Origin of the sequence: Lysinibacillus sp. JNUCC-52, from assembly GCF_015999545.1 — a bacterium.
Taxonomy (GTDB): domain Bacteria; phylum Bacillota; class Bacilli; order Bacillales_A; family Planococcaceae; genus Lysinibacillus.
Genome location: NZ_CP065546.1, coordinates 2730371 through 2755000, shown reverse-complemented (window position 1 = coordinate 2755000; position 24630 = coordinate 2730371). Strand labels below are relative to the sequence as shown.

The 24630-nt window shown below is 39.5% G+C and carries 19 protein-coding genes, 2 rRNA genes, 1 pseudogene and 1 other annotated feature (1 of these 23 running past the window's edge); of the genes and pseudogenes, 20 read left to right on the top strand and 2 right to left on the bottom strand.

Annotated features, from left to right (window positions below):
- From JNUCC52_RS13585 to asnB, 5 genes are all read left to right on the top strand, one after another.
- A 23S ribosomal RNA gene (locus tag JNUCC52_RS13585) occupies positions 1-2019 on the top strand; it begins 909 nt to the left of the window's first position.
- Positions 2020-2122: 103 nt separating this feature from the next.
- Positions 2123-2238, top strand: a 5S ribosomal RNA gene (rrf, locus tag JNUCC52_RS13580).
- A gap of 380 nt (positions 2239-2618) precedes the next feature.
- A complete protein-coding gene (gene guaB / locus JNUCC52_RS13575) occupies positions 2619-4082 on the top strand; it encodes an IMP dehydrogenase (RefSeq protein WP_228134214.1) in 1464 nt (487 codons plus the stop codon).
- Positions 4083-4217: 135 nt separating this feature from the next.
- The gene (locus JNUCC52_RS13570; protein WP_228134215.1) at positions 4218-5555 is read left to right on the top strand and encodes a D-alanyl-D-alanine carboxypeptidase family protein; all 1338 of its coding nucleotides are present in this window, start codon (positions 4218-4220) and stop codon (positions 5553-5555) included.
- Between the two features lie 106 nt (positions 5556-5661).
- Entirely contained in the window at positions 5662-7503 is a 1842-nt protein-coding gene (gene asnB / locus JNUCC52_RS13565; protein WP_337980150.1) for an asparagine synthase (glutamine-hydrolyzing), read from the top strand.
- A gap of 18 nt (positions 7504-7521) precedes the next feature.
- Here the strand turns inward: asnB and pdxR are convergent, their stop codons facing one another.
- The gene (gene pdxR / locus JNUCC52_RS13560; protein WP_337980149.1) at positions 7522-8952 is read right to left on the bottom strand and encodes a MocR-like pyridoxine biosynthesis transcription factor PdxR; all 1431 of its coding nucleotides are present in this window, start codon (positions 8950-8952) and stop codon (positions 7522-7524) included.
- A 105-nt stretch (positions 8953-9057) separates the two neighbouring features.
- On the opposite strand from pdxR, the gene pdxS reads away from it, so the two are divergent.
- From pdxS to JNUCC52_RS13535, 5 genes are all read left to right on the top strand, one after another.
- Positions 9058-9942, top strand: a complete 885-nt coding sequence (gene pdxS / locus JNUCC52_RS13555; protein WP_139860494.1) for a pyridoxal 5'-phosphate synthase lyase subunit PdxS — start codon at positions 9058-9060, stop codon at positions 9940-9942.
- Between the two features lies 1 nt (position 9943).
- On the top strand, positions 9944-10507 hold the full coding sequence (pdxT, locus tag JNUCC52_RS13550) for a pyridoxal 5'-phosphate synthase glutaminase subunit PdxT (RefSeq protein WP_228134218.1): 564 nt from the start codon (positions 9944-9946) through the stop codon (positions 10505-10507).
- 48 nt (positions 10508-10555) lie between these two features.
- Positions 10556-10772: a binding site (T-box leader), on the top strand.
- Positions 10773-10850: 78 nt separating this feature from the next.
- Positions 10851-12131: a serine--tRNA ligase gene (gene serS / locus JNUCC52_RS13545; RefSeq protein WP_228134219.1), complete on the top strand. Its 1281-nt coding sequence runs from the start codon at positions 10851-10853 to the stop codon at positions 12129-12131.
- 223 nt (positions 12132-12354) lie between these two features.
- Positions 12355-13689, top strand: a complete 1335-nt coding sequence (locus JNUCC52_RS13540; protein WP_228134220.1) for a sigma 54-interacting transcriptional regulator — start codon at positions 12355-12357, stop codon at positions 13687-13689.
- A gap of 258 nt (positions 13690-13947) precedes the next feature.
- Positions 13948-15522, top strand: coding sequence for an amidohydrolase (locus JNUCC52_RS13535; protein WP_337980148.1), 1575 nt, complete (start codon positions 13948-13950; stop codon positions 15520-15522).
- Positions 15523-15671: 149 nt separating this feature from the next.
- Here JNUCC52_RS13535 and tadA read toward each other — a convergent pair whose 3' ends face one another.
- Positions 15672-16196, bottom strand: coding sequence for a tRNA adenosine(34) deaminase TadA (gene tadA, locus JNUCC52_RS13530; protein WP_228134222.1), 525 nt, complete (start codon positions 16194-16196; stop codon positions 15672-15674).
- Positions 16197-16333: 137 nt separating this feature from the next.
- On the opposite strand from tadA, the gene JNUCC52_RS13525 reads away from it, so the two are divergent.
- The 10 genes and pseudogenes from JNUCC52_RS13525 (at position 16334) to JNUCC52_RS13485 (ending at position 24464) form a co-directional block, all read left to right on the top strand.
- Positions 16334-16669 (top strand): ArsR/SmtB family transcription factor, encoded by a 336-nt coding sequence (locus tag JNUCC52_RS13525; RefSeq protein WP_228134223.1) that lies wholly within the window; start codon positions 16334-16336, stop codon positions 16667-16669.
- A gap of 36 nt (positions 16670-16705) precedes the next feature.
- Positions 16706-17659: a cation diffusion facilitator family transporter gene (locus JNUCC52_RS13520; protein WP_337980147.1), complete on the top strand. Its 954-nt coding sequence runs from the start codon at positions 16706-16708 to the stop codon at positions 17657-17659.
- 82 nt (positions 17660-17741) lie between these two features.
- Positions 17742-18074, top strand: coding sequence for a metal-sensitive transcriptional regulator (locus tag JNUCC52_RS13515; protein WP_228134224.1), 333 nt, complete (start codon positions 17742-17744; stop codon positions 18072-18074).
- A 57-nt stretch (positions 18075-18131) separates the two neighbouring features.
- A complete protein-coding gene (gene copZ, locus JNUCC52_RS13510) occupies positions 18132-18338 on the top strand; it encodes a copper chaperone CopZ (RefSeq protein WP_228134225.1) in 207 nt (68 codons plus the stop codon).
- 81 nt (positions 18339-18419) lie between these two features.
- Positions 18420-20831, top strand: coding sequence for a heavy metal translocating P-type ATPase (locus JNUCC52_RS13505; RefSeq protein WP_337980146.1), 2412 nt, complete (start codon positions 18420-18422; stop codon positions 20829-20831).
- Between the two features lie 336 nt (positions 20832-21167).
- Positions 21168-21803, top strand: a complete 636-nt coding sequence (locus tag JNUCC52_RS13500) for a deoxynucleoside kinase (RefSeq protein WP_305068704.1) — start codon at positions 21168-21170, stop codon at positions 21801-21803.
- On the top strand, positions 21803-22471 hold the full coding sequence (locus JNUCC52_RS13495; RefSeq protein WP_228134227.1) for a deoxynucleoside kinase: 669 nt from the start codon (positions 21803-21805) through the stop codon (positions 22469-22471). The genes JNUCC52_RS13500 and JNUCC52_RS13495 overlap by 1 nt, the downstream gene beginning before the upstream one ends.
- A gap of 404 nt (positions 22472-22875) precedes the next feature.
- Positions 22876-23406 (top strand): LOG family protein, encoded by a 531-nt coding sequence (locus JNUCC52_RS13490; protein WP_228134228.1) that lies wholly within the window; start codon positions 22876-22878, stop codon positions 23404-23406.
- Between the two features lie 149 nt (positions 23407-23555).
- Positions 23556-23882: pseudogene (locus JNUCC52_RS23195) on the top strand (PAS domain-containing protein); the annotation flags it as partial.
- The gene (locus tag JNUCC52_RS13485) at positions 23862-24464 is read left to right on the top strand and encodes a methyl-accepting chemotaxis protein (RefSeq protein WP_443136922.1); all 603 of its coding nucleotides are present in this window, start codon (positions 23862-23864) and stop codon (positions 24462-24464) included. The pseudogene JNUCC52_RS23195 and the gene JNUCC52_RS13485, both read left to right, overlap by 21 nt.
- The last annotated feature ends 166 nt before the right edge of the window (positions 24465-24630 follow it).

Here is a 24630-nt window from a genome sequence, read left to right as displayed (position 1 = left end):
AGCACTGTTTGGACTAGGGGGCCATCCCGGTTTACCGAATTCAGACAAACTCCGAATGCCAGATATTTATACACGGGAGTCAGACTGCGAGTGATAAGATCCGTAGTCAAAAGGGAAACAGCCCAGACCACCAGCTAAGGTCCCAAAGTAATCGTTAAGTGGAAAAGGATGTGGCGTTGCACAGACAACCAGGATGTTGGCTTAGAAGCAGCCATCATTTAAAGAGTGCGTAATAGCTCACTGGTCGAGTGACGCTGCGCCGAAAATGTATCGGGGCTAAACGATTCACCGAAGCTGTGGATTGACATCTACGATGTCAGTGGTAGGAGAGCGTTCTAAGTGCGTTGAAGTCAGACCGGAAGGACTGGTGGAGCGCTTAGAAGTGAGAATGCCGGTATGAGTAGCGAAAGACGGGTGAGAATCCCGTCCACCGTATGACTAAGGTTTCCTGAGGAAGGCTCGTCCGCTCAGGGTTAGTCGGGACCTAAGCCGAGGCCGATAGGCGTAGGCGATGGACAACAGGTTGATATTCCTGTACCACCTCCTCACCGTTTGAGAAATGGGGGGACGCAGTAGGATAGGGTAAGCGCGCCGTTGGTTGTGCGCGTCCAAGCAGTAAGGCGTGTGTGTAGGCAAATCCGCACACTGTAACGTTGAGCTGTGATGGCGAGTCCGTATGGACGAAGTTCCTGATTTCACACTGCCAAGAAAAGCCTCTATCGAGGTGAGAGGTGCCCGTACCGCAAACCGACACAGGTAGTCGAGGAGAGAATCCTAAGGTGTGCGAGAGAACTCTCGTTAAGGAACTCGGCAAAATGACCCCGTAACTTCGGGAGAAGGGGTGCTCTTGAGCGTGCAAGCGCACGAGAGCCGCAGTGAATAGGCCCAGGCGACTGTTTAGCAAAAACACAGGTCTCTGCAAAACCGTAAGGTGACGTATAGGGGCTGACGCCTGCCCGGTGCTGGAAGGTTAAGAGGAGTGGTTAGCGCAAGCGAAGCTGCGAATTGAAGCCCCAGTAAACGGCGGCCGTAACTATAACGGTCCTAAGGTAGCGAAATTCCTTGTCGGGTAAGTTCCGACCCGCACGAAAGGCGTAACGATCTGGGCACTGTCTCAACGAGAGACTCGGTGAAATTATAGTACCTGTGAAGATGCAGGTTACCCGCGACAGGACGGAAAGACCCCGTGGAGCTTTACTGTAGCCTGATATTGAATTTTGGTACAACTTGTACAGGATAGGTAGGAGCCAGAGATCTCGGAGCGCCAGCTTCGAAGGAGGCGTCGGTGGGATACTACCCTGGTTGTATTGAAATTCTAACCCATGCCCCTTAGCGGGGCAGGAGACAGTGTCAGGCGGACAGTTTGACTGGGGCGGTCGCCTCCTAAAAGGTAACGGAGGCGCCCAAAGGTTCCCTCAGAATGGTTGGAAATCATTCGTAGAGTGTAAAGGCACAAGGGAGCTTGACTGCGAGACCTACAAGTCGAGCAGGGTCGAAAGACGGGCTTAGTGATCCGGTGGTTCCGCATGGAAGGGCCATCGCTCAACGGATAAAAGCTACCCCGGGGATAACAGGCTTATCTCCCCCAAGAGTCCACATCGACGGGGAGGTTTGGCACCTCGATGTCGGCTCATCGCATCCTGGGGCTGTAGTCGGTCCCAAGGGTTGGGCTGTTCGCCCATTAAAGCGGTACGCGAGCTGGGTTCAGAACGTCGTGAGACAGTTCGGTCCCTATCCGTCGTGGGCGTAGGAAATTTGAGAGGAGCTGTCCTTAGTACGAGAGGACCGGGATGGACACACCGCTGGTGTACCAGTTGTCTTGCCAAAGGCATCGCTGGGTAGCTATGTGTGGACGGGATAAGTGCTGAAAGCATCTAAGCATGAAGCCCCCCTCAAGATGAGATTTCCCATTACGCAAGTAAGTAAGATCCCTCAAAGACGATGAGGTAGATAGGTTCGAGGTGGAAGTGTGGTGACACATGGAGCTGACGAATACTAATCGATCGAGGACTTAACCAAAAAAGTTTGAAACATTCAATGAACCGTTTATCCAGTTTTGAAAGAACAACACTTTCAATTAAGAGGGTTTCAAGATACGATGTATATTGAAAGCCGAACATAGTCTAGTGATGATGGCAAAGAGGTCACACCCGTTCCCATACCGAACACGGAAGTTAAGCTCTTTAGCGCCGATGGTAGTTGGGGGCTTCCCCCTGTGAGAGTAGGACGTCGCTAGGCACACAAAGCAGTCAGCAATAGCTGGCTGTTTTTTTATTTAGGTTTTGTTAGAATGCTAATATGGCTTATATCACTATTTTCTTTGTTAAAATTTGTGAAAAAAATACATATGAAAGAATACAAGATTTCTAATCTTAAATTTGATATTTCAAGATATGAGTCTTTTTTAGTTAGTTAGTCTAATACAAGAAAAACAGATAAAATAGAAAAAACTATACATTAAATATAGAAATACGGTCTTAAAAATAGAGAAATGGGTATAAATTTTACTAGGATGAAATATCTGAATTGTCTTTCTTTTAGAAGTTTCTTGACAGTAGCATGACTCGTTGTTAATCTTACAATTAATATTCTTTTAACTATAGGAGGAAGTTACGAAAATGTGGGAATCTAAATTTGCCAAAGAAGGTTTAACTTTTGATGATGTATTATTAGTACCAGCTCATTCAGAAGTATTACCGAAAGATGTTGATTTATCAGTTCAACTAACACCAAAGATTAAATTAAATATTCCGATGGTCAGTGCAGGCATGGATACAGTAACAGAATCTAAGATGGCAATTGCTATGGCACGTCAAGGTGGTATCGGTATTATCCATAAAAATATGGGAATCGATGAGCAAGCAGAACAAGTTGAAAAAGTAAAACGATCTGAAAATGGCGTTATTACAAACCCATTCTTCTTAACTCCAACCCACCAAGTTTTTGATGCTGAACATTTAATGGGGAAATACCGAATTTCAGGTGTACCGATTGTTGATAGTATGGAAAACCAAAAACTAGTAGGTATTATAACAAACCGCGATTTACGATTTATTTCTGACTACTCTTTAAAAATTGAAGATGTAATGACAAAAGAAGATTTGATTACAGCGCCTGTTGGAACGACTTTAGAGGATGCTGAAAAAATTCTTCAACAATATAAAATTGAAAAACTTCCTATTGTAGATGAAGATGGTAAATTAACTGGCTTAATTACAATTAAGGATATTGAAAAGGTAATTGAATTCCCGAAAGCTGCGAAAGATGTACATGGTCGTTTATTAGTAGGTGCAGCAGTAGGTGTTTCTAAAGATACAATGGTTCGCATTGAGAAGCTGGTGGAAGCACAAGTAGATATCGTAGTAATCGATACAGCACATGGCCACTCAGAGGGCGTACTACAAACAATTCGTTCTATCCGTGAAACATACCCTGAACTAGAAATCATTGCTGGTAACGTAGCAACTGGAGACGGCGCTCGTGCACTATTTGAGGCTGGTGCAGATGTAGTGAAAGTTGGTATTGGACCAGGATCAATTTGTACAACTCGTGTTGTTGCAGGTGTAGGTGTACCTCAAATTACAGCTATTTATGATTGCGCTACAGTAGCTCGTGAGCTTGGTAAAACAATTATTGCTGATGGTGGTATTAAATACTCTGGAGATATCGTAAAAGCCCTTGCAGCAGGTGGTAACATCGTAATGCTTGGTTCACTTCTTGCAGGTACATCTGAATCTCCTGGGGATACTGAAATTTTCCAAGGTCGTCGCTTTAAAGTTTATCGCGGTATGGGTTCAATTGGTGCAATGGAAAAAGGTTCAAAAGATCGTTATTTCCAAGAAGATGCGAAAAAATTAGTGCCTGAAGGTATTGAAGGTCGACTTCCTTATAAAGGACCTCTAGCAGATACAGTTTACCAATTGATCGGTGGTATTCGAGCAGGTATGGGTTATTGTGGAGCTCCTAACCTGGAGTACTTACGTGACAAAGCTCAGTTTGTTCGTATGACAGGTGCAGGTCTTCGTGAGTCACATCCTCATGATGTTCAAATTACTAAAGAATCACCAAACTATTCAATGTAATAAATTTCTAGCAACTTTTATGCTCTCGTATCGTCTACAAAGATGGCACGAGGGCATTTTTTTATGATACAGATTGCGCACGTAGGATGATATCTATGATAAAATGTCGAGGACAAGATTATTTTTTGGAGGGCAATGAAGGTGAAAAAATCAATGAACACCGTATTACGTTTGCTCCTAATTCCTGTTTTATTATTTAGTCTATTCGCGGGTATGCCTGCGAAAGCAAATGCAGAAACAGATTTAGGGCTTACAGTAGATGCTGCGATTCTAATCGACGCAGATTCAGGAAAAATTTTATATGAACAAAATGCAGATACTTCACTAGGTATCGCTAGTATGACGAAGATGATGACAGAGTACCTACTACTGGACGCAATCGATGCAGGTACGGTGAAATGGGATCAGGAATATCATGTTACAGATTATACGTATCGTATGTCTCAAAATCGTGCTTTAAGTAATGTACCATTACGAAGAGACGGATCATATACAATTCGTGAACTTTATGAGGCGATGGCTATCTATTCTGCTAATGCAGCGACAGTAGCTATTGCAGAAACAATTGCTGGTACTGAAACTGAGTTCTTAAAGCTTATGAACAAAAAGGCAGAAGAGCTTGGACTTGAAGGCTATAAGTTCGTTAATGCTACTGGTCTTAACAATGCAGATTTATTTGGTATGCACCCTGCAGGGACAGGTCCAGAAGATGAGAATGTAATGCCAGCTAAGTCTGTAGCAAAATTAGCGTATCATTTATTAAAAGATCATCCAAAAGTTTTAGAAACATCGAAGATTACAAAAAAGACATTCCGTGCAGGGACAGATGATGCAATTGAAATGTCAAACTGGAACTTTATGTTACCAGGACTAGTATTCCAATATGAAGGCGTAGACGGCCTAAAAACAGGTACTACAAACTTTGCAGGGCATTGCTTCACAGGTACTGCAGAACGCAATGGCACACGTTTAATCGCAGTTGTAATGAAAGCTGTAGATGCCAATGGACAAGGCTCGTATAAAGCACGTTTTGATGCTACAGCAAAATTATTTAACTACGGCTTTTCACAATTTACAAAGCATGAAGTAATCCCAGCGAACTATACGTTTAAAGATCAAAAGACAGTAAAAGTTACAAAAGGGAAAGAAGATAAAGTAGCGATCGCTGTGAAAGAACCAATTTCATTTATGGTGAAGTCTTCTGAAAAAGATTTATATCAACCTAAATTAATATTAGATAAAAAAAGCCTTGAAGCTAAAGTTAAGAAAGATACGGTTGTAGGGAAAGTCGTGATTGAGCGCACAGAAGGCACAGACTACGGCTTTATCGATGGCAAGGAATTTGCATCTGACGTTGTGACAACAGCATCTGTTGAACGCGCAAGTGGCTTTGCTCTATTCTTCCAAGGTATCGGTAACTTCTTCGGCAACTTATGGGGCGGTATTACTGACTTTGTTGGTGGCTTATTTTAATCGCTAAGTATAAAGAACACGTTTATGTTTGAAAAAGCATAACGTGTTTTTTTTTCACATTTTTCAGCCTAAGCGCATACGCTAATAGGCGAAAGGATGTGGCTAAATGTGTGGTATTACAGGGTGGTCTAGCTTTAAAAAGGATTTACGTTCAAGTGATAAAATCATAAAGTCTATGGCGCAAGCTTTAAGTAAACGAGGCCCTGATGATGAAAATACTTGGTGTAACGAACATATCGCATTTGGCCATCGACGGTTAGCGGTTATTGATTTAGTAGGTGGCAAGCAACCGATGATGAAAAAACATGATGGCGTAAACTATGCCATTACATACAATGGCGAGCTGTATAATACAGAAGAATTACGTAAAGAGCTGCAAACAAGAGGGCATGTTTTTACAACACAGTCAGATACGGAAGTATTAATAACTGCTTATATCGAGTGGAAAGAACAATGTGTGAACTATTTAAACGGCATATTCGCCTTTGGTGTGTGGGAGGAACAAACAGAATCGCTTTTCCTGTGCCGTGACCGTCTTGGAGTAAAGCCTCTATTTTATACGGAGCAGCAAGAGGGGTTACTTTTTGCATCAGAGGTCAAGGCGCTGTTTGCTCATCCAGCAGTACATCCACTCGTTAATACAGAAGGGCTTGCTACAATAATGGCTGTAGGACCATCTAAAACACCTGGTAAGTCGCTATTTCATAATATTAATGAATTACGGCCAGGATACGCAATGAGGTATTCGAGAGATGGCATACGTATATGGCAATATTGGCAGCTTCAAAGCAAAAAACATGAAGAGTCATTGGAAGAGACAATTGATCATGTACGCTATTTACTGACAGATGCTATCGAACGACAACTTGTATCAGATGTACCGATTTGCACATTTCTGTCTGGAGGTTTAGATTCTAGTATTATTACAGGTATTGCGGCAAATAGCTTCCAGCAACAAAATAAAGGTAAGCTTCATACGTACTCAATCGATTATGAGGATAACGAACGTTTCTTTAACCCTCACGCTTTTCAAACTTCAACTGACACGTATTGGATTAAAAAAATGAACGACTCCTTTAATACAACACATCATGCTGAACAAATTTCACAACAACAATTAATTGATTTGTTAATAGAAGCTGTCATTGTCAGAGATAGTCCTGGAATGGCGGACGTTGACTCCTCATTATTATGGTTTTGCAGAGAAATAAAAAAAGATTTTACGGTCGCTTTATCTGGGGAATGTGCAGATGAAATATTCGGTGGCTATCCATGGTTCAAAGAAAAAACTACAGGCTTTCCATGGATTCGATCACTTCCCGAAAGAACAGCTATGTTGCGAGAGGAATGGCACAACAAGCTAGACGTAGAACATTATGCACAGCAAGTATATGATCAAACGATTGGCGAAGTTCCTTATCTAGAGGGGGAAAGCTCAGAGGCAGCACAGCATCGTAAAATGTTTTATTTAAACATGGTGTGGTTTATGCAAACATTGCTAGAAAGAAAAGATCGGATGAGTATGGGTGCAAGTCTAGAGGTGCGCGTCCCATTTGCAGATCATCGGCTTGTAGAATATGCGTGGAATATTCCTTGGGAAATGAAAAATTTAGACGGTATGGAGAAAGGCTTACTTCGAAAGGCGATGTCGCATTTATTGCCAGAGGAAGTGTTATACCGCAAAAAGAATCCATATCCGAAAACGTATCATCCTGTTTATACAGCAGGTGTTCAAAAATGGTTAAAAGACATATTAAAAGATAAAAATTCAGTTCTTCATGAATTTTTCGACAGAGAAAAACTAGTGACGTTAATTGAGTCTGGAGGAAGTTCATTTAAAGTGCCTTGGTATGGACAATTAATGGCTGGTCCGCAACTGTTAGCTTATTTAGGGCAAATTCATACATGGTTTACGCATTATAATATTCAACTTAAAGAAAATGGATAAAAATAAACAACCATCTTATCACTTTAATCGTGATGTAGATGGTTGTTTGTGTTGTATTGCCCAGCAATTCATTAATTTCTCAACGGATGTTTCAATTTCCTGCACTGGTATTCCGCCAAAGCCAAGTAAAAATTGAGCTTGTGAGGTTGTATTTTCATCAAGGCGATAATCAGATAATGGATAGATCCCTATTCCAGCAGTATTAGCACTTTGCTGTAGTTGCTTCTCGGATAAGTCATGTTGGACATTGAGCAAAATGTGCATGCCTGCTTGCTCTCCTGTTATTTTAATTTGAGTAGAATAATGTTCTAAAATTGTAGTTAGCTTCTCATGCTTTTTTCTATATACTTTTCGCATTCGATTTAAATGCTTAGAAAAGTGACCGTCTCGCATAAAATTGGCTACAATATGCTGATCAAACCTAGGTACTGTGGATGAGTAATAATTAAAGACATCATTATAAGTCGCCAGCAGCTTTGGTGGAAGCACAAAATAAGCAACTCGCAAAGAGGGCATTAAAGATTTTGTAAAGGTACTCATATAGATGACCTTGTCATTGCGATCTAGTGCTTGAAGAGCAGGGATTGGTTTTCCAGTATAACGAAATTCAGAATCGTAATCATCCTCAATGATATATCTTGAGGTGCTTTGAGCCGCCCAATTTAATGCCTGTGCACGTCTTGTAGCAGATAATACAGCGCCAGTAGGGAATTGATGTGATGGCGTTATATAAACAACATTGGCATTTGTTTTTTCTAGTTCTTGAATAAGTATTCCTTCTTCGTCTACAGATATTGGGCAAACCTTTCGCTTGTGTTGCAAAAACATCCGATGCACTGTGGGATAGCCAGGGTTTTCGAGCGCAAAGCAAGTATCTTCACTGAAGAGACGTAGTATCATCGGAAGTAATTGTTCAGTACCAGAGCCAATAACAATTTGCTCAGGGCTACAAATAACACCACGTGATTGATATAAATAATTCGCAATCTCCGTACGTAAGGCTAATTCCCCCTGTGGCTCACCCGTCAATAATAATTCCTTCGAGGCATCATCAAATAGCTCTTTTGCATATTTTCGCCACGTTTGAAATGGGAAGGCATCAATATCAATGGAACCAGGGTTAAAATCAATCGTGTATGATTTTTTTCGAGGCTGCTCTGTTAGGAAGTTGGTTGTGTCTTGCTGAATATAGGGAAGTTCATCAATGTCCTCAACAAAATAGCCGACCCTTGATTTTGACATAATATACCCTTCTGCAAGTAACTGCGCATAGGCGATTTCAATAGTCGTTTGAGAAATATTTAAAAAATCGGCTAATTTCCGCTTTGAAGGTAATTTTTCTCCAACTGTAATCTTCTTAGTAATAATAGCTTCTTTAATCCCGCTGTAAAGCTGATCATATAGCGGTTTTCCACCATCTTTTTCAAGCTGAAATAAGAGCATATCCATGAGTAATTATTCTCCTGACCTTATAATTATTTTACAAACTGAATATTTTGATATGGTCAATTTCTATTATACTAAATTTCATCACAAAGGTGGAGGTAGAAAATAATGAAGCAAACAGGAACTGAATTAGTAAAGCGTGGGATGGCTGAAATGCAAAAGGGTGGCGTAATTATGGATGTCATAAATGCAGAACAGGCAAAAATTGCGGAAGCGTCAGGGGCTGTAGCTGTTATGGCGTTAGAGCGTGTACCTTCAGATATTCGAAAGGCAGGGGGTGTTGCACGCATGGCAGATCCTCGTATTGTGGAAGAGGTTATGGGAGCTGTTACTATTCCAGTAATGGCGAAGGCGCGTATTGGTCATATTGTTGAAGCGCGAGTTTTAGAAGCGATGGGCGTTGATTATATCGATGAGAGTGAGGTCCTAACGCCTGCGGATGAGGAGTATCATTTATTAAAGAGTGATTATACAGTACCATTCGTATGCGGCTGTCGTGATTTAGGGGAGGCAGCTCGTCGAATCGGTGAAGGTGCATCGATGCTACGAACGAAAGGTGAGCCAGGGACAGGTAACATTGTAGAGGCTGTACGCCATATTCGTAAGGTGAATGCGCAAGTGCGAAAAGTGGTCGGAATGACTGAGGATGAGTTAATGACAGAAGCAAAATTGCTCGGTGCTCCTTTTGAATTATTACGAGAAATTAAAAGACTTGGTCGCTTGCCAGTTGTAAACTTTGCTGCTGGTGGTGTAGCGACGCCAGCGGATGCAGCATTGATGATGGAATTAGGTGCTGATGGTGTATTTGTTGGGTCGGGTATTTTTAAATCAGAAAATCCAGAGAAATTTGCACGTGCCATTGTCGAAGCAACGACACATTATAAAGACTATCAATTGATTGCCGAAATTTCAAAAGAGCTTGGTGTACCGATGAAAGGCATTGATATTGCACAGCTAAGTCAAAATGAACGCATGCAAGAACGAGGCTGGTAACATGAAAAAAATCGGAGTGTTAGCATTACAGGGTGCTGTTCGAGAGCATGTTCAAATGATAGAAGCACTCGGGTGTCAAACGGTTTTAGTAAAGCACAAGGAGCACTTAGTAGGGCTCGATGGCCTTGTCTTACCAGGTGGCGAAAGTACGACGATGCGCAAGTTGCTAAATCGCTATGAGTTGCTGGAACCAATACGGACATTTGCGCAACAAGGATTACCTATGTTTGGCACTTGTGCAGGTCTTATTTTACTTGCTAAAGAGCTGGTCAATCATGAACCACATTTAGCTGTTATGGATGTTGTCGTTGCTCGAAATTCATTTGGACGTCAAGTAGATAGCTTTGAAGTGGCATTGGATGTGCCAGCTATCGGTGAAGCGATACGTGCTGTCTTTATTCGAGCACCGCATATTGTATCAGTCGGTGCAGGTGTGGAAGTATTAGCTGAGCATGAAGGAAAAATCGTGCTAGCACGTGATAGACATTACCTTGGATGTTCATTTCATCCTGAATTAACGACAGATTCGCGCATTCTCGAATATTTTGTGACGACTATGGTGTGACTTGCAAAATCTCGTATCATATAGTACAGTATGGATAAATTTAAATAAGTAAACACGATGATGGGAAGTAGTAACAAGCACGTTTTTTTTAGAGAGTCAGCGGGTGGTGGAAGCTGATAAAGGCACTTGTGAATCCGTCCTGGAGTTGCGCAGTCGAAGTAAATGAAGTAGGCTGTCGCCGGCTGAAATGCCGTTATGAGATAAGTGGACTAGGCAAAATGTCTGGTCAATTAGGGTGGCAACGCGGGTAGCTCTCGTCCCTTTCATGGGATGAGGGCTTTTTTGTGTTCTCTCATAAATAAAATGCCCATCATTATGAATTCTATTACTGGAGGTATGAACGATGTTAGATATTAAACGCGTCCGTGAAAACTTTGCGGAAATTAAAGAAATGCTATTAACACGTAACGAGGATTTAGGAAACTTAGACGATTTTGAAGCTTTAGATACAAAACGTCGCGAATTAATCGCAAAGGCAGAAGAGCTTAAAGCTGAACGAAATAAAGTGTCTGAGCAAATCTCTGTTATGAAACGCAATAAAGAAAATGCTGATGAAGTCATCGCACGTATGCGTCAAGTTGGTGATGAGATTAAAGAGTTAGATACACAGCTAAATGAAGTAGAAGATCGATTTAAAGATATGATGATGCGTTTACCAAACGTTCCACATGAGTCTGTGCCAGTTGGTACTACTGAAGACGATAATGTAGAGGAATATACGTGGGGTGAAGTGCCAACATTTGATTTCGATATTAAAGCACACTGGGATATCGCAACAGATTTACAAATTGTTGATTTTGAACGCGGTGCAAAAGTAACTGGAAGCCGTTTCTTATTCTATCGTGGCTTAGGTGCTCGTTTAGAACGTGCATTAATGAGCTTTATGATGGATTTACATGCAGAAGAGCATGGCTACGAGGAAATGTTACCACCTGTTATTGTGAATCGAGACAGCTTAACGGGTACAGGTCAGCTACCTAAGTTTGAGGAAGATGTATTTAAAGTAGACGATACAGACTACTTTATGATTCCAACAGCAGAAGTACCCGTTACGAATTTCTACCGCGATGAAATTTTGCCTATTGAAGCTTTACCACAGGGCTTTGCAGCATATAGTGCTTGCTTCCGCTCAGAAGCGGGCTCTGCAGGTCGTGATACACGTGGCTTAATTCGTCAGCACCAATTCAATAAAGTAGAATTAGTACGATTTGTTAAACCTGAAGAATCTTACGAGCAATTAGAGTTATTAACTGGTCACGCTGAAAAAGTACTGCAATTATTAGGCTTACCTTACCGTAAATTAAAAATGTGTACAGCCGATTTAGGTTTTACAGCTGCTAAAAAATATGATTTAGAAGTTTGGATTCCTGCACAAAATATGTACCGTGAAATTTCTTCTTGCTCAAACTTTGAGGATTTCCAAGCGCGCCGTGCGAATATCCGTTTCCGCCGTGAAGCAAATGCAAAACCAGAATACGTGCACACATTAAACGGCTCAGGTCTTGCGATTGGTCGAACAGTAGCCGCTATCCTTGAAAACTATCAGCAAGCGGATGGAAGCGTAGTAATCCCAGAAGTATTAGTTCCTTATATGGGCGGAAAAACAGTAATTGCACCAAAATAAAAGTCCATTGTGGTCGCAAATCTGTAATAACAAGCTACAACAGACAGAAATGCAATAATTCCACATAGAAAAATAAAGACAATACTATAAGCTATTTTAGTTAATCGTGTTTTAGATTTTCTAAAATAGCTTTTTTTTGCTTTATTAGCACTCGAATCTCTCATTATTTTAGAAAATTCGTTATAATGAGTATAATTCATGGGGACAAGGGGGGAGAAAATTCATGGTTCTACATCAATTTACACAAGCATTACGAGAGTTTGATAATGTTTTAATTACCGATGAAAAAGGCTGCGCTATTTTTTATGATTTAGCAGATTTAAATATATTGTTAGAGATTGGCTTAACACCAGATGAATTTTTCCAAAAAACCGTGACTGATAGCTATCAAAATTTATCTACTGAAACAAGTACAATTTTTAAAGTACTACAAACAGGGCAACCAATCATTTACTTTGAACAGGTTTTGACGACGTTAAATGGCTTTAGTTATACATCGCTAAGCTCAACCTATCCGATTATCGAAGAAGGAGCAATTATTGGCGCTATTGAGTTTTCAAAGCATTTTTATGAGAGTAAACAAATAAAATATTTAGATCATTTCCTCGGACATAAATTGTATCGAGATAACTATACAAATTACCGTTTAGAAGATTTAATTTCTGTTAATGCAGAAATGAAAGCTCAAACTGAGAAGGCACGTCGGGGGGCAAAGAAAAACTCTCCGATTCTGATTACAGGGGAAACTGGTACAGGAAAGGATATAATAGCGCAAGGCATTCATAATGAAAGCGAGCGTTTTACGAAGCCGTACATTGTACTCAATTGTTCAATATTGACAGAGGATAATATTTTTTCTCAGCTTTATGGTGTTGATGCTGAGGGGAATCAAGGAAAACTGCAGGAGGCGAATGGGGGCACATTACTAATTGATCAGTTAAATATGCTGGACCTATCATTACAGGCGAAATTATTGCATGCAGTAGATTTGAAAATACTGCATGGGGAGCCGTTAGATATTAGGTATATTACAACGGTCAATGAAGATATAGATAAACTTTTAGCAGAAAAAAGATTACGTGAAGATTTGTTTTATCGGCTGAACGTTATGCAAATAGATTTGCCACCGCTTCATATGCGCAAAGAAGATATACCTGCGATTCTTGATTTTTATATTCAATTTTATAATGAGCATACAATTCAAAAGGATGTTCGTTATAGTGATGAAGTACTTCAATTATTTTATGAATATCATTGGCCAGGCAATGTGCGTGAATTAAAAAATGCGCTAGAAACAGCCTATAACAACTTAACAGGGCAAGAAATTTTACTAGAGCATATTCCAGAGCGCATTGTAAGAACGGTACAACAAAAAGCTCAACCGTCGATGCCTAATATTCACTCAGGGCATTTACGAGATTTAACAGAAGCTTATGAACGACTGATTATTGCGGAGAAATTGCGGGAAACGGAAGGGCGTTTAGCGGAAACAGCGCGCCGTTTAGGCATCTCACGTCAGTTACTAAAATATAAATGTTTAAAATACGAGTTGTTGTAAAATTTTTTTTACAAAAAGGAGATAAAAATTTATCTCCTTTTTTCATTGCTAAAAGTTTTTTATTATTTAGATAAATCTTATGTAAGTTTATTGATGTTTAAAGGAACAGTTTATTATAAACATGCTAGTTTTCACTACTTTGTATTTCCCGACACTATATGCCATTCCATCGGCTTTTGAGTAGGATTTGACATGTAATGAAAGCAAACGACCTAACGAAAACGACCTTGGTGTTGAAGAAATAGGAGTTGAAAAATAATGAAAATTTTTCGCAATGCAAAAATTTATACAGCAAATACCGACAGTCACTCTGCTACAGCAATGGTTGTTGCTGATGGCAAGATTCAATGGCTCGGTTTAGAAGAAGATATGCCTTTATATGAGGGCGAAATTGTTGATCTACAGGGAAAAGTAATTATTCCAGGTATTATCGACGCGCATATGCATCCAATAATGTTAGCAGATGTGCTAGAGCAAGTGGCTTGTCTACCACCTCAAATTTTTTCTATTGAAGAAATGATTGTAGCTTTGCAAAAATACGACGCTAGTCAACGTGGCTGGATTTTAGGATGGGGCTACGATGAAGGGAAGCTTGCTGAAAAACGTGCACCACTAAAAGAAGATTTAGATCGTGCATCGACAGCCTTACCTGTTATCGTCATGCGTACGTGCGGACATATTATTTCTGTTAATAGTAAAGCACTAGAAATTGCGGGCATTACAAAGGATACTCCAAATCCGCAAGGGGGACAAATTGACCGAGATCAAAATGGAGAGCCGACAGGTGTGCTGCGTGAAAATGCGCGCAATTTAGTGCTACAACATTTACCGTCACCTTCTGAGGATGAAATTGTGGCAAGACTCGTAAAGCTTTCTCATATTTTAGCTTCCTATGGCGTAACAAGTATTACAGAAATGATGGCAACGGTAAGTCCTCTTGATTATTTAACTTTATATCGTAAGGCACGTAGTAAAGGTTTGAAGCAACGTGTCGCGGTTAATTATGTATGGGATGATATACAAAAGCATGACTTATTAGTAGAAGATAATTTAGATCGCCAAGCGGGTGCATATATAGGTGGCATTAAGTTATTTTCGGATGGTAGTGTATCGGGACGTACAGCGCTTGTTTCTGAGCCATTTTTAAACAGTACTGAAACAGGTATTGCTATGACGACAAAAGAGGAACTTTTAGCAGCGTCTACTGTAGCAAGGAAGTATGGTATTCAATTAGTCGTTCATGGAATGGGCGACAAAGCGATAGACTTAATCGTTGATACTTTTTATGAAGAAGAAGCATGGTTAACAGATGCACCATCTGTTCGTATTGAGCATGCAGCGATGCCATCAGAAAGCGCTTTGAAAAAGGCTGCTGATTGGGGTATTGGGTTTGTGCCACAACCAATCTTCCTATTTTGTGAAATTGAAAGCTACCTACAAAATCTCGGCCTAGAGAAAACGCAAACATTATATGGAGTGCAAACATTTTTACAGCAAGGTATTGCAACAGCTTTATCATCAGACGCACCAGCGACATCTTGGGCTGAAGCATCTAATCCATTCGTAACGATTCAGGCAGCTGTTACACGTACTGCATATGATGGAACAAATTTAGGCGCCGCAGAGCGTATTTCAGTAGAAGAAGCATTGCAGCTTTATACTGCGGATGCGAAAAAGATGATACGTATGGAAAATGTCGGTCAGTTGAAAGAGGGATATGAAGCGAACTTCGTTATATTAGCAGAAGACCTTCGCGACATATCACAAGACCAAATTATGAATGTGAAGCCACTTGCAACGTATATTGAAGGTGAGTGTGTTTTTAAACAGTAATTTTTAAGCTTAATTATATTTTGTTATGAAGATGTTGTCGCTGCTACGACACATTTCATATATATCGCCATCCCCATAATCATAGAAAAGAAAAAGGTACCTCACAATTTGGAGGTACCTTTTTCATATGAGAGCAAAGAAAATTTAAGCTACAGTGATTTATAAGATTCTGTGCCTTCCGCCATTTTACGCGCCTTTTTCTCCGCCTTTTTTCGTTCACGCAATGCACGGAAAAAATCCGTTAAAATTTGACCACAATCTTCCGCCATAATGCCCTCTGTAACTTCACATTCATGGTTAAAGCGAGCATCATTTAATAAGTGATAGAGTGAATCAACACAACCTGCTTTCATATCTCGCGCACCATAGACGACACGTGGTACTCGTGATTGCAAAATGGCCCCAGCACACATAGGGCAAGGTTCCAGCGTTACATAAAGCGTTGTTTGTTCAAGACGCCAACTACCTATTTTTTTACATGCCTCCTGAATAACCATTAATTCAGCATGCGTTGTTGCATTTTGGGTTGTTTCACGTAGATTATGGGCTCGCGCAATGACTTCCCCTTCGTATACAAGAACGGCTCCTATTGGCACCTCGCCAAGCAAGGCAGCTTTTTTCGCTTCTTCTAAAGCTTGGCCCATAAACATACGGTCTGTTTTAAAAATGTCCACTAGTATCTCTCCTTATAAATAGTGTATCACGCGGGTGGAGTTTTGTGCTTTGCTTTGAATTGACATTCCTAAAATAACCATATATATTTATATATGAACACATACTCATATATAAATAAACATTGGGGGAATGGAAAATGGATGAACAAGTTAAACAAGTAGAAGTAGAGAGTGGCAAGGGACAGCACTTAGACGAAGAAACACTATTTGTTGTATCTCAAACGTTCAAAGCACTGAGTGATCCGACAAGAATACGGATTTTAAATTTATTATGCTCTGATGAGCACTCTGTTAACGACATTGCTGAAATATTAAACTTAAGTCAATCAACAGTATCCCATCAATTACGATTTTTAAAAAATTTGAGATTGGTGAAATTTAGGAGAGAAGGAACAAGCTTATATTATTCAAAAGATGATGATCATATCATGAATTTATTAAAGCAAGCAATAGAACATGCTACACACAATTAAACGTTTAGGATGAATAAATTTTTGGAGGGGAAAACGATGGGGCATCATCACGATCACAGCCATGATCATACACATGGCGCAAATAAAAAGGTACTTTTACTATCCTTTATAATCATTACGAGCTATATGGTTGTTGAAGCGGTTGGCGGGGTTTTAACAAATAGTTTGGCGCTTTTATCAGATGCTGGACATATGTTAAGTGATTCGATTTCATTAGCAATTGCACTACTTGCTTTTATGTTTGGAGAAAAGGCAGCTAGTTTAAGTAAAACTTATGGCTATAAAAGGTTTGAAATATTAGCTGCTGTATTAAACGGTGTGACATTAATATTAATAGCACTATTTATTTTCTATGAAGCAATTGAGCGTTTTGCAAATCCTCCAGAAGTGGCAACGTCAGGAATGCTTATTATTAGTGTTATTGGCCTTTTAGTAAATATTTTAGTTGCTTGGATTATGATGCGTGGTGGCGATACACAAGACAATTTGAATATGCGCGGTGCATTTTTACATGTTCTTAGCGATATGCTTGGCTCTGTAGGCGCCATCATTGCTGCATTAGTTATTATGTTTTTCGGCTGGGGTTGGGCAGATCCACTTGCAAGTGTCATTGTCGCAGTGTTAGTACTACGTAGTGGATATTTTGTCACAAAGGCGTCTATCCATGTTCTTATGGAAGGAACACCGTCAAATGTAGATGCACAGGAAATTATTCAAATAATCGAGCAAACTGAAGGTGTGCAAAGTATTCATGACCTTCATATTTGGACGATTACAAGTGGTACAAATGCTCTTTCGTGTCATGCAGTAGTCGATAGTAAGCTCAGTATTGGAGATAGCGAGCATATATTACGTGAAATTGAACATAATCTTGAACATAAGGGCATAAAGCATGTAACGATTCAACTGGAAACAGTGGGGAATCTTCATGATGCATCAATTTTATGTAATATTAAAAGTGAGCAGGCCCATCAGCACAATCATGATTAAAAAGTTAGAAAAAAATAAATTGCCTACTTTACATACCCTTCGTGGGTATAGTATGATAATAATCAAATAGGAGGTGAAGTAGTTGGAGGACACAGTGAAAGATGATGCTTGTCAAACAGAAGAAACTGCGTCATGTCGTAAAAGTCACCACCCTGAGCGCGTAAAAAAGGATTTAACGACTCGTTTAAATCGAATCGAAGGTCAAATCCGAGGCATTAAGGGAATGATTGAAAAGGACGTTTACTGTGATGATGTAATTACGCAGTTGTCTGCCACGCAATCCGCTTTAAATAGCGTAGCGAAAATTTTATTAGAAGGTCATTTAAAAGGCTGTGTCGTTGATCGTCTCTCTGAGGGCGATGAAGCGGTCCTAGATGAATTAGTAGTGACCATTCAGAAATTAATGAAAAAATAATGATTTTTTAGGGTATATACTCTTATATAACATTTTAAACTTAAAGGAGAGATTTTTATGCAAAATGTAACTTTAAATGTACAAGGAATGTCATGTGGACATTGTGTTAATTCAGTGGAGAAAAGTGTCGGTGCACTCGCTGGTGTAGAACAAGTAAAAGTAAATTTAGCTGATGGTTTGGTAGATGTAGCGTTTGACGATGCACAAGTCTCACTTGCGCAAATTAAAGAAACGATTGACGATCAAGGTTATGAGGTAGAATAAGATAAGTAGGGTGCTCAAAAAGCACTCTATTATTTTCAAATCTATATACCCCCTGTCGGTATGATAGAAGGAGGAAAGGTAATGAGTTCTGAGTTCAAGGAAACGAATTTACAAATTACTGGTATGACTTGTGCAGCCTGTGCAACTCGAATAGAAAAAGGGTTGAACAAAATGGAGGGTGTCGAGCAAGCAACTGTAAACTTAGCGCTTGAAAAATCCTCGATAAAATATGATCCAGCAAAATTGAATGAGGCAGATTTTGAAAAAAAGATTGAAGCATTAGGATATGGCGTGGTGAAACAAAAAACGGAACTAGATATTACTGGTATGACATGCGCTGCCTGTGCGACACGCATAGAAAAAGGGTTAAATAAACTGTCAGGCGTATCAACAGCTTCTGTTAACTTGGCTCTTGAAAAAGCAACAATTGAATTTAATCCAACAGAAGTTTCTGTATCGGACATAATCGGAAAGGTAGAGAAATTAGGTTATGGAGCTCACCAAAAAGCGGATGAGCAAGCAACCGAAGATTATCGAGAAAAGGCTATAAAACAACAGCAACAAAAACTCATTTTGTCTGCTATTCTTTCGCTACCACTATTGTGGACGATGGTTGGCCATTTTTCTTTTACCTCATTTTTATATGTCCCTGATTTTTTAATGAATCCATGGGTGCAATTAGTGTTAGCTACACCAGTTCAATTTATTATAGGGAGACAATTTTACGTAGGAGCATATAAAGCACTTCGAAATGGCAGTGCCAATATGGATGTTCTTGTCGTTATGGGGACCTCTGCGGCGTATTTCTACAGTGTTTATCAAGCAATTGTCACAATCAATTCGCACCACGGCCCACATCTCTATTTTGAAACGAGTGCCGTTTTAATTACGTTAATATTATTAGGTAAATTATTCGAGGCAAAAGCTAAAGGTCGCTCATCGGAGGCTATTAAAAAGCTAATGGGCCTTCAAGCTAAAACCGCTATCGTTGTGCGTGACGGCGTAGAAAAAGAAGTACCGTTAGAGGAAGTTGTAATAGGTGATATTTTATTAGTGAAACCAGGTGAGAAAATTCCAGTTGATGGTGCCGTATTAGAGGGCACAACGGCTGTTGACGAATCCATGCTAACGGGGGAAAGTCTTCCAGTAGATAAAAAGCAAGGTGATGTATTATACGGTTCAACAATTAATAAAAATGGTTTTGTGAAAATGTCGGCTACCAAAGTTGGTCGTGATACAGCATTAGCACAAATAATCAAAGTCGTTGAAGATGCACAGGGCTCAAAAGCACCTATTCAACGTCTAGCAGACCAAATTTCTGGCATATTTGTACCAATCGTTGTTGGTATTGCTATTGTGACATTCCTTATTTGGATCATATGGGTAAAACCAGGGGAATTTACACCAGCACTTGAAGTTTTAATTGCCGTTCTTGTCATTGCTTGTCCATGTGCACTAGGATTAGCGACCCCAACTTCTATTATGGCAGGTTCTGGTCGAGCTGCTGAATTTGGTATTTTATTTAAAGGTGGCGAACATTTAGAACAAACGCAACGCATTGATACCGTTGTTGTCGATAAAACAGGGACGGTTACACACGGAAAACCAGTGTTAACGGATGTCGTACTGGGTGCCAATCAAGAGGAGGCACATGTTCTTTCATTAATTGGTGCAGCGGAGAAACAATCGGAGCATCCGTTAGCACAAGCAATTGTTCAAGGAATTGAGGATAAAGGTATCGAGCTTGGCAATGTTCAATTTTTTGAGGCAATACCTGGTTATGGTGTGCAAGCAACTGTTTCTGGTCAAGGTGTTGTCATTGGAACACGTAAATTAATGCAACAATACGATATTGATATTGAGCATATATTGCCAACGATGGAGCAATTCGAAGAGAGTGGTAAAACGGCAATGTTGGCTGCTATTAATGGTCAATTCGCTGGTCTCGTTGCTGTAGCAGATACAGTAAAAGATACTTCCAAAGAAGCAATTCATCGTTTGCAGGCAATGGGCATTACAGTCATTATGATGACAGGCGATAACAAACGCACTGCACAGGCAATTGGAGATGAAGTTGGTGTTAATGACGTTATCGCGGAAGTACTTCCAGAAGGAAAAGCAGATGAAGTGAAAAAACTTCAAGCAGCAGGCAAAAACGTTGCGATGGTAGGAGATGGCATAAATGATGCACCTGCATTAGCAACAGCAAATATTGGGATGGCCATTGGTACAGGTACAGATGTCGCAATGGAAGCCGCTGATATTACGTTAATTCGTGGAGATTTAAATAGCATTGCGGAAGCAATTATTATGAGTCGTAAAACAATGCGCAATATTAAACAAAATCTATTTTGGGCATTTGCTTATAATACATTAGGTATTCCTATTGCAGCAATGGGTCTACTTGCACCATGGGTAGCAGGCGCAGCGATGGCATTCAGCTCCGTATCTGTTGTCTTAAATGCCCTACGTCTACAACGAGTGAAATTATAGTGACAGGCACTCAAACAATTCTCAAACAATTTCTAAACTAAAAGTGGGAATTACGAAGAGGTAGTTTATTGATAGTTTGTTTGAGGAAAGCGTCAACCGTAGCAGAAATCAATCGCAATATTTGGACCCACTACGGTGGGTCTTTTTTTATTGGCGTATCTATCAAGAATGCTGGACTAAAAATGTTAAAAATTGAGATTCATGTTGATTCTGTTTTTCATTTTCTCACTATGATACAATGAAAAGCACTGATTCATTTTTAGTTTTAAACAATACAGCCTTAAAATAAGGACATAATTGACTCATAGAATTCTAAACATAAAGGAGGAACTTCTGGTGACAGTTCCATTTGTTGCGGTAGAAGGTCCGATTGGTGTAGGCAAAACTTCTTTGGCAAAAGAGGTATCAGCGACATTTAATTACCATCTATTAAAAGAAATAGTAGACGAGAATCCGTTTTTAAATAAGTTTTATGAAGATATTGAGGAATGGAGTTTCCAAACCGAAATGTTCTTCCTATGTAATCGCTATAAGCAATTAACAGATATCAAAAAAATGCGGTTGGCACAAAAAAACTCTGTTGTATCGGACTATCATATTTTTAAAAATTTAATTTTCGCGAAACGTACGTTGGCACCTGCCGAGTATGATAAGTATGAAGAAATCTATCAGATTTTAACGAAGGATATGCCTGTGCCAAATGTAGTCGTTTATTTACATGCCAGTGTAGATACATTAATGCAACGCATTGCTAAACGAGGGCGTGAATTTGAGAAAATGATTTCTCGTGAATACATGGAGCAACTGGTAGCAGATTATCATACCTTTACTGAACATTTTGAGAAGTTGCATCCTGAAATTCCTGTTATACGATTTAACGGAGATCAGCTTGATTTTGTAAAAAACCCGCAAGATTTACAATATGTTTTAAAAACAATTGAAGAAACGTTACAACAAAGGAGCTTGCAATAATGAATTTGAGAGAGAAATATGATATTCCCCCACAAACTGTCATTACAATTGCTGGGACTGTAGGTGTAGGAAAGTCAACGATGACAAGGGCGCTAGCAGAAGCGTTAAAGTTCCGTACATCATTTGAAAAAGTAGACACCAATCCGTATTTAGATAAATTTTATGATGACTTTGAAAAATGGAGCTTCCACTTACAAGTGTATTTCTTAGCTGAACGTTTTAAAGAGCAAAAGCGTATTTTTGAATATGGTGGTGGCTTTGTTCAAGATCGCTCTATTTATGAAGATACAGGGATTTTTGCAAAAATGCACTTTGATAAAGGGACAATGAGTCCGATAGATTACGAGACATATCGTAATTTATTTGATGCCATGGTAATGACCCCTTATTTCCCACACCCAGACTTAGTCGTTTATTTAGAGGGGCCGATCGATGACGTCATTGGCCGTATCCAAGAGCGTGGTCGTGAGATGGAGCAGCAAACACCAAATGATTATTGGATTGAAATGCATGAGCGCTACGAAGATTGGATTAATAATTTTAATTCATGTCCAGTACTACGTTTAGATATTAATGATTATGATTTAATGAAAAATCCAGACGCAATTGAATCAATTGTGAGCCGTATCAGTCATATGCTAAAACAAACAAGTCATTTACGAAAATAGGAGAAGTCCTATGCAATCGTAAAGACTTTAAAGTAAAGGAAATCCATGCGTTCTGGCCGAAAGCAAAGCGGCAGGCACAAACAAGTCATTTACGGAAATAGGAGAAGCCCTATGCAAACGTAAAGACTTTAAAGTAAAGGAAATCCACGCGTTCTGGCCGAAAGCGAAGCGGCAGGCACAAACAAGTCATTTACGGAAATAGGAGAAGCCCTATGCAAACGTAAATGCGTTGAAGTAAAGGAAATCCACGCGTTCTGGCCGAAAGCGAAGCGGCAGGCCTAAACAAGTTATGATTTATACGTAAAGAATAAAATCGCAAGGCTAAATAAAAATAAAAAGACCAAAAGACGTGAGACAATACGAAGCTTATTGTAATCACGTCTTTTGTAATAGGAGGAATAAGGATGAAGATTGCGGTATATTGTGGTTCAGGATTAGGCGTTAATCCCATCTATGCTGAAAAAGCAACTGAGTTAGGAACAGTATTAGCGAAACACGGTCATGGTGTTATATATGGAGGCTCTAAAATAGGATTAATGGGGAAAGTTGCAGATGCTACTTTAACAGCAGGGGGAGAAGTAATTGGTGTCATGCCAACTCATTTACAAAAACAAGAAATCGTCCACGCGTCATTGACAGAAATTCATTTCGTAGAGTCAATGCATGTACGCAAGGCAAAAATGGTGGATTTAGCGGATGCCTTTATTGCGTTGCCAGGTGGTGGCGGTACATTGGATGAATATTTTGAGGTATTTACATGGGCTCAGATTGGATTGCATGAGAAGCCCGTTATTTTATTTAATGTGAATGGGTTTTATGATGCACTACTGCAACATTTTAATCGAATGTTAGAGGAAGGTTTTATCCGTGCAGAACACAAAGCATTAATTAGGGTAGCCACAACAGCGGAAGAAGTTTTAGCATTAATAGAATAACAATAATGAGAATAAAGTACCAAAAATGAAAATTTATAGTATTTTTAATATACAATTAGTTATATTATAATATATAACAATCTAATTTATTATAAAAGAAAATACAGGATGACTCACACTAGTAAATTAGGACGACGGAGGTGGATTTTATGAATAAAATTGATACACAAGTCACAGATGATTTAGTCGTGCAAGCAATAGAACGCAATATAGCGATTATTCGTTTTAATATGCATCGTAAAGTGGCGTATGTAAATGAACTTTTTGCGAAAACAATGGGCTATACAGTTGAGGAAATGATCGGAAAAGACCATAGAGAATTTTGTTTTCCTAACTTCTTAAAAAGCCCTGACTATGAAAAATTTTGGCGCAACCTGACAGCAGGTAATAGTTATCAGGATAAAATTGAGCGGATGGATGCCCAAGGCAATAGCATTTGGCTTGAGGCGACCTATATGCCTGTATTTGAGAATAACTCCAGCAGAGTCATCGGCGTATCTAAAATCGCAACAAATGTAACTGATCGTCAAAAAACGATAGTCAATGTAGCAGATCAGTTGAAACAAATGTCCACCGAGCTTTATAGTCGTTCAGAGGCAGGTATAAAAAATAGTGAGCGTTTACTTGAAACTATTCAACAAGTATCAAAAGAATCTACGGAGAATGTAAAAAATCTTGCCCATTTACAAAATCAAGCTGAATCGATTAAAGGTATTGTCAAAACCATTCAAGGGATTGCTTCTCAAACAAACTTACTCGCTTTAAATGCAGCAATTGAAGCTGCAAGAGCTGGTGAGTATGGAAGAGGCTTTGATGTTGTAGCAAAAGAGGTTCGGAAACTTTCAGTTAGAGTTGAGCAATCGATTTCAGAAGTAAAAGAAAATGTGGAAGGCATTGTTCGTGAGATTGGGCAAGTTACCGAAAGCATTACACGGATTTCTGAGGAAGTTGAAAAGTCTAATGGGCAAATAAATGTCACAACAAGTGATTTTGCTGAAATTGCTTCTGCTGCTGAAGCATTAGATGAACGATCAAAACAATTTATCGAAATAATTTAAAACGAGCGTGCGGCAAGTGGCGATTAAGCCTAAACTGCCACAGGCTTTTTTATTTTCTTATAAAGGCTAGCACAGACGGATGCCAGTAAATTAGCCACTCTTGTATGTTCATTTATAAATAACACTATAAGTTTTCTAAATATATTGAAATAGTAGCTGCATTTTA

Coding starts and splice junctions, on each gene's coding strand:
- guaB (WP_228134214.1), top strand. CDS start 2,619: ATGTGGGAATCTAAATTTGCCAAAGAAGGTTTAACTTTTGATGATGTA.
- JNUCC52_RS13570 (WP_228134215.1), top strand. CDS start 4,218: ATGAAGGTGAAAAAATCAATGAACACCGTATTACGTTTGCTCCTAATT.
- asnB (WP_337980150.1), top strand. CDS start 5,662: ATGTGTGGTATTACAGGGTGGTCTAGCTTTAAAAAGGATTTACGTTCA.
- pdxR (WP_337980149.1), bottom strand. CDS start 8,952: ATGGATATGCTCTTATTTCAGCTTGAAAAAGATGGTGGAAAACCGCTA.
- pdxS (WP_139860494.1), top strand. CDS start 9,058: ATGAAGCAAACAGGAACTGAATTAGTAAAGCGTGGGATGGCTGAAATG.
- pdxT (WP_228134218.1), top strand. CDS start 9,944: ATGAAAAAAATCGGAGTGTTAGCATTACAGGGTGCTGTTCGAGAGCAT.
- serS (WP_228134219.1), top strand. CDS start 10,851: ATGTTAGATATTAAACGCGTCCGTGAAAACTTTGCGGAAATTAAAGAA.
- JNUCC52_RS13540 (WP_228134220.1), top strand. CDS start 12,355: ATGGTTCTACATCAATTTACACAAGCATTACGAGAGTTTGATAATGTT.
- JNUCC52_RS13535 (WP_337980148.1), top strand. CDS start 13,948: ATGAAAATTTTTCGCAATGCAAAAATTTATACAGCAAATACCGACAGT.
- JNUCC52_RS13525 (WP_228134223.1), top strand. CDS start 16,334: ATGGATGAACAAGTTAAACAAGTAGAAGTAGAGAGTGGCAAGGGACAG.
- JNUCC52_RS13520 (WP_337980147.1), top strand. CDS start 16,706: ATGGGGCATCATCACGATCACAGCCATGATCATACACATGGCGCAAAT.
- copZ (WP_228134225.1), top strand. CDS start 18,132: ATGCAAAATGTAACTTTAAATGTACAAGGAATGTCATGTGGACATTGT.
- JNUCC52_RS13505 (WP_337980146.1), top strand. CDS start 18,420: ATGAGTTCTGAGTTCAAGGAAACGAATTTACAAATTACTGGTATGACT.
- JNUCC52_RS13495 (WP_228134227.1), top strand. CDS start 21,803: ATGAATTTGAGAGAGAAATATGATATTCCCCCACAAACTGTCATTACA.
- JNUCC52_RS13490 (WP_228134228.1), top strand. CDS start 22,876: ATGAAGATTGCGGTATATTGTGGTTCAGGATTAGGCGTTAATCCCATC.
- JNUCC52_RS13485 (WP_443136922.1), top strand. CDS start 23,862: ATGCCTGTATTTGAGAATAACTCCAGCAGAGTCATCGGCGTATCTAAA.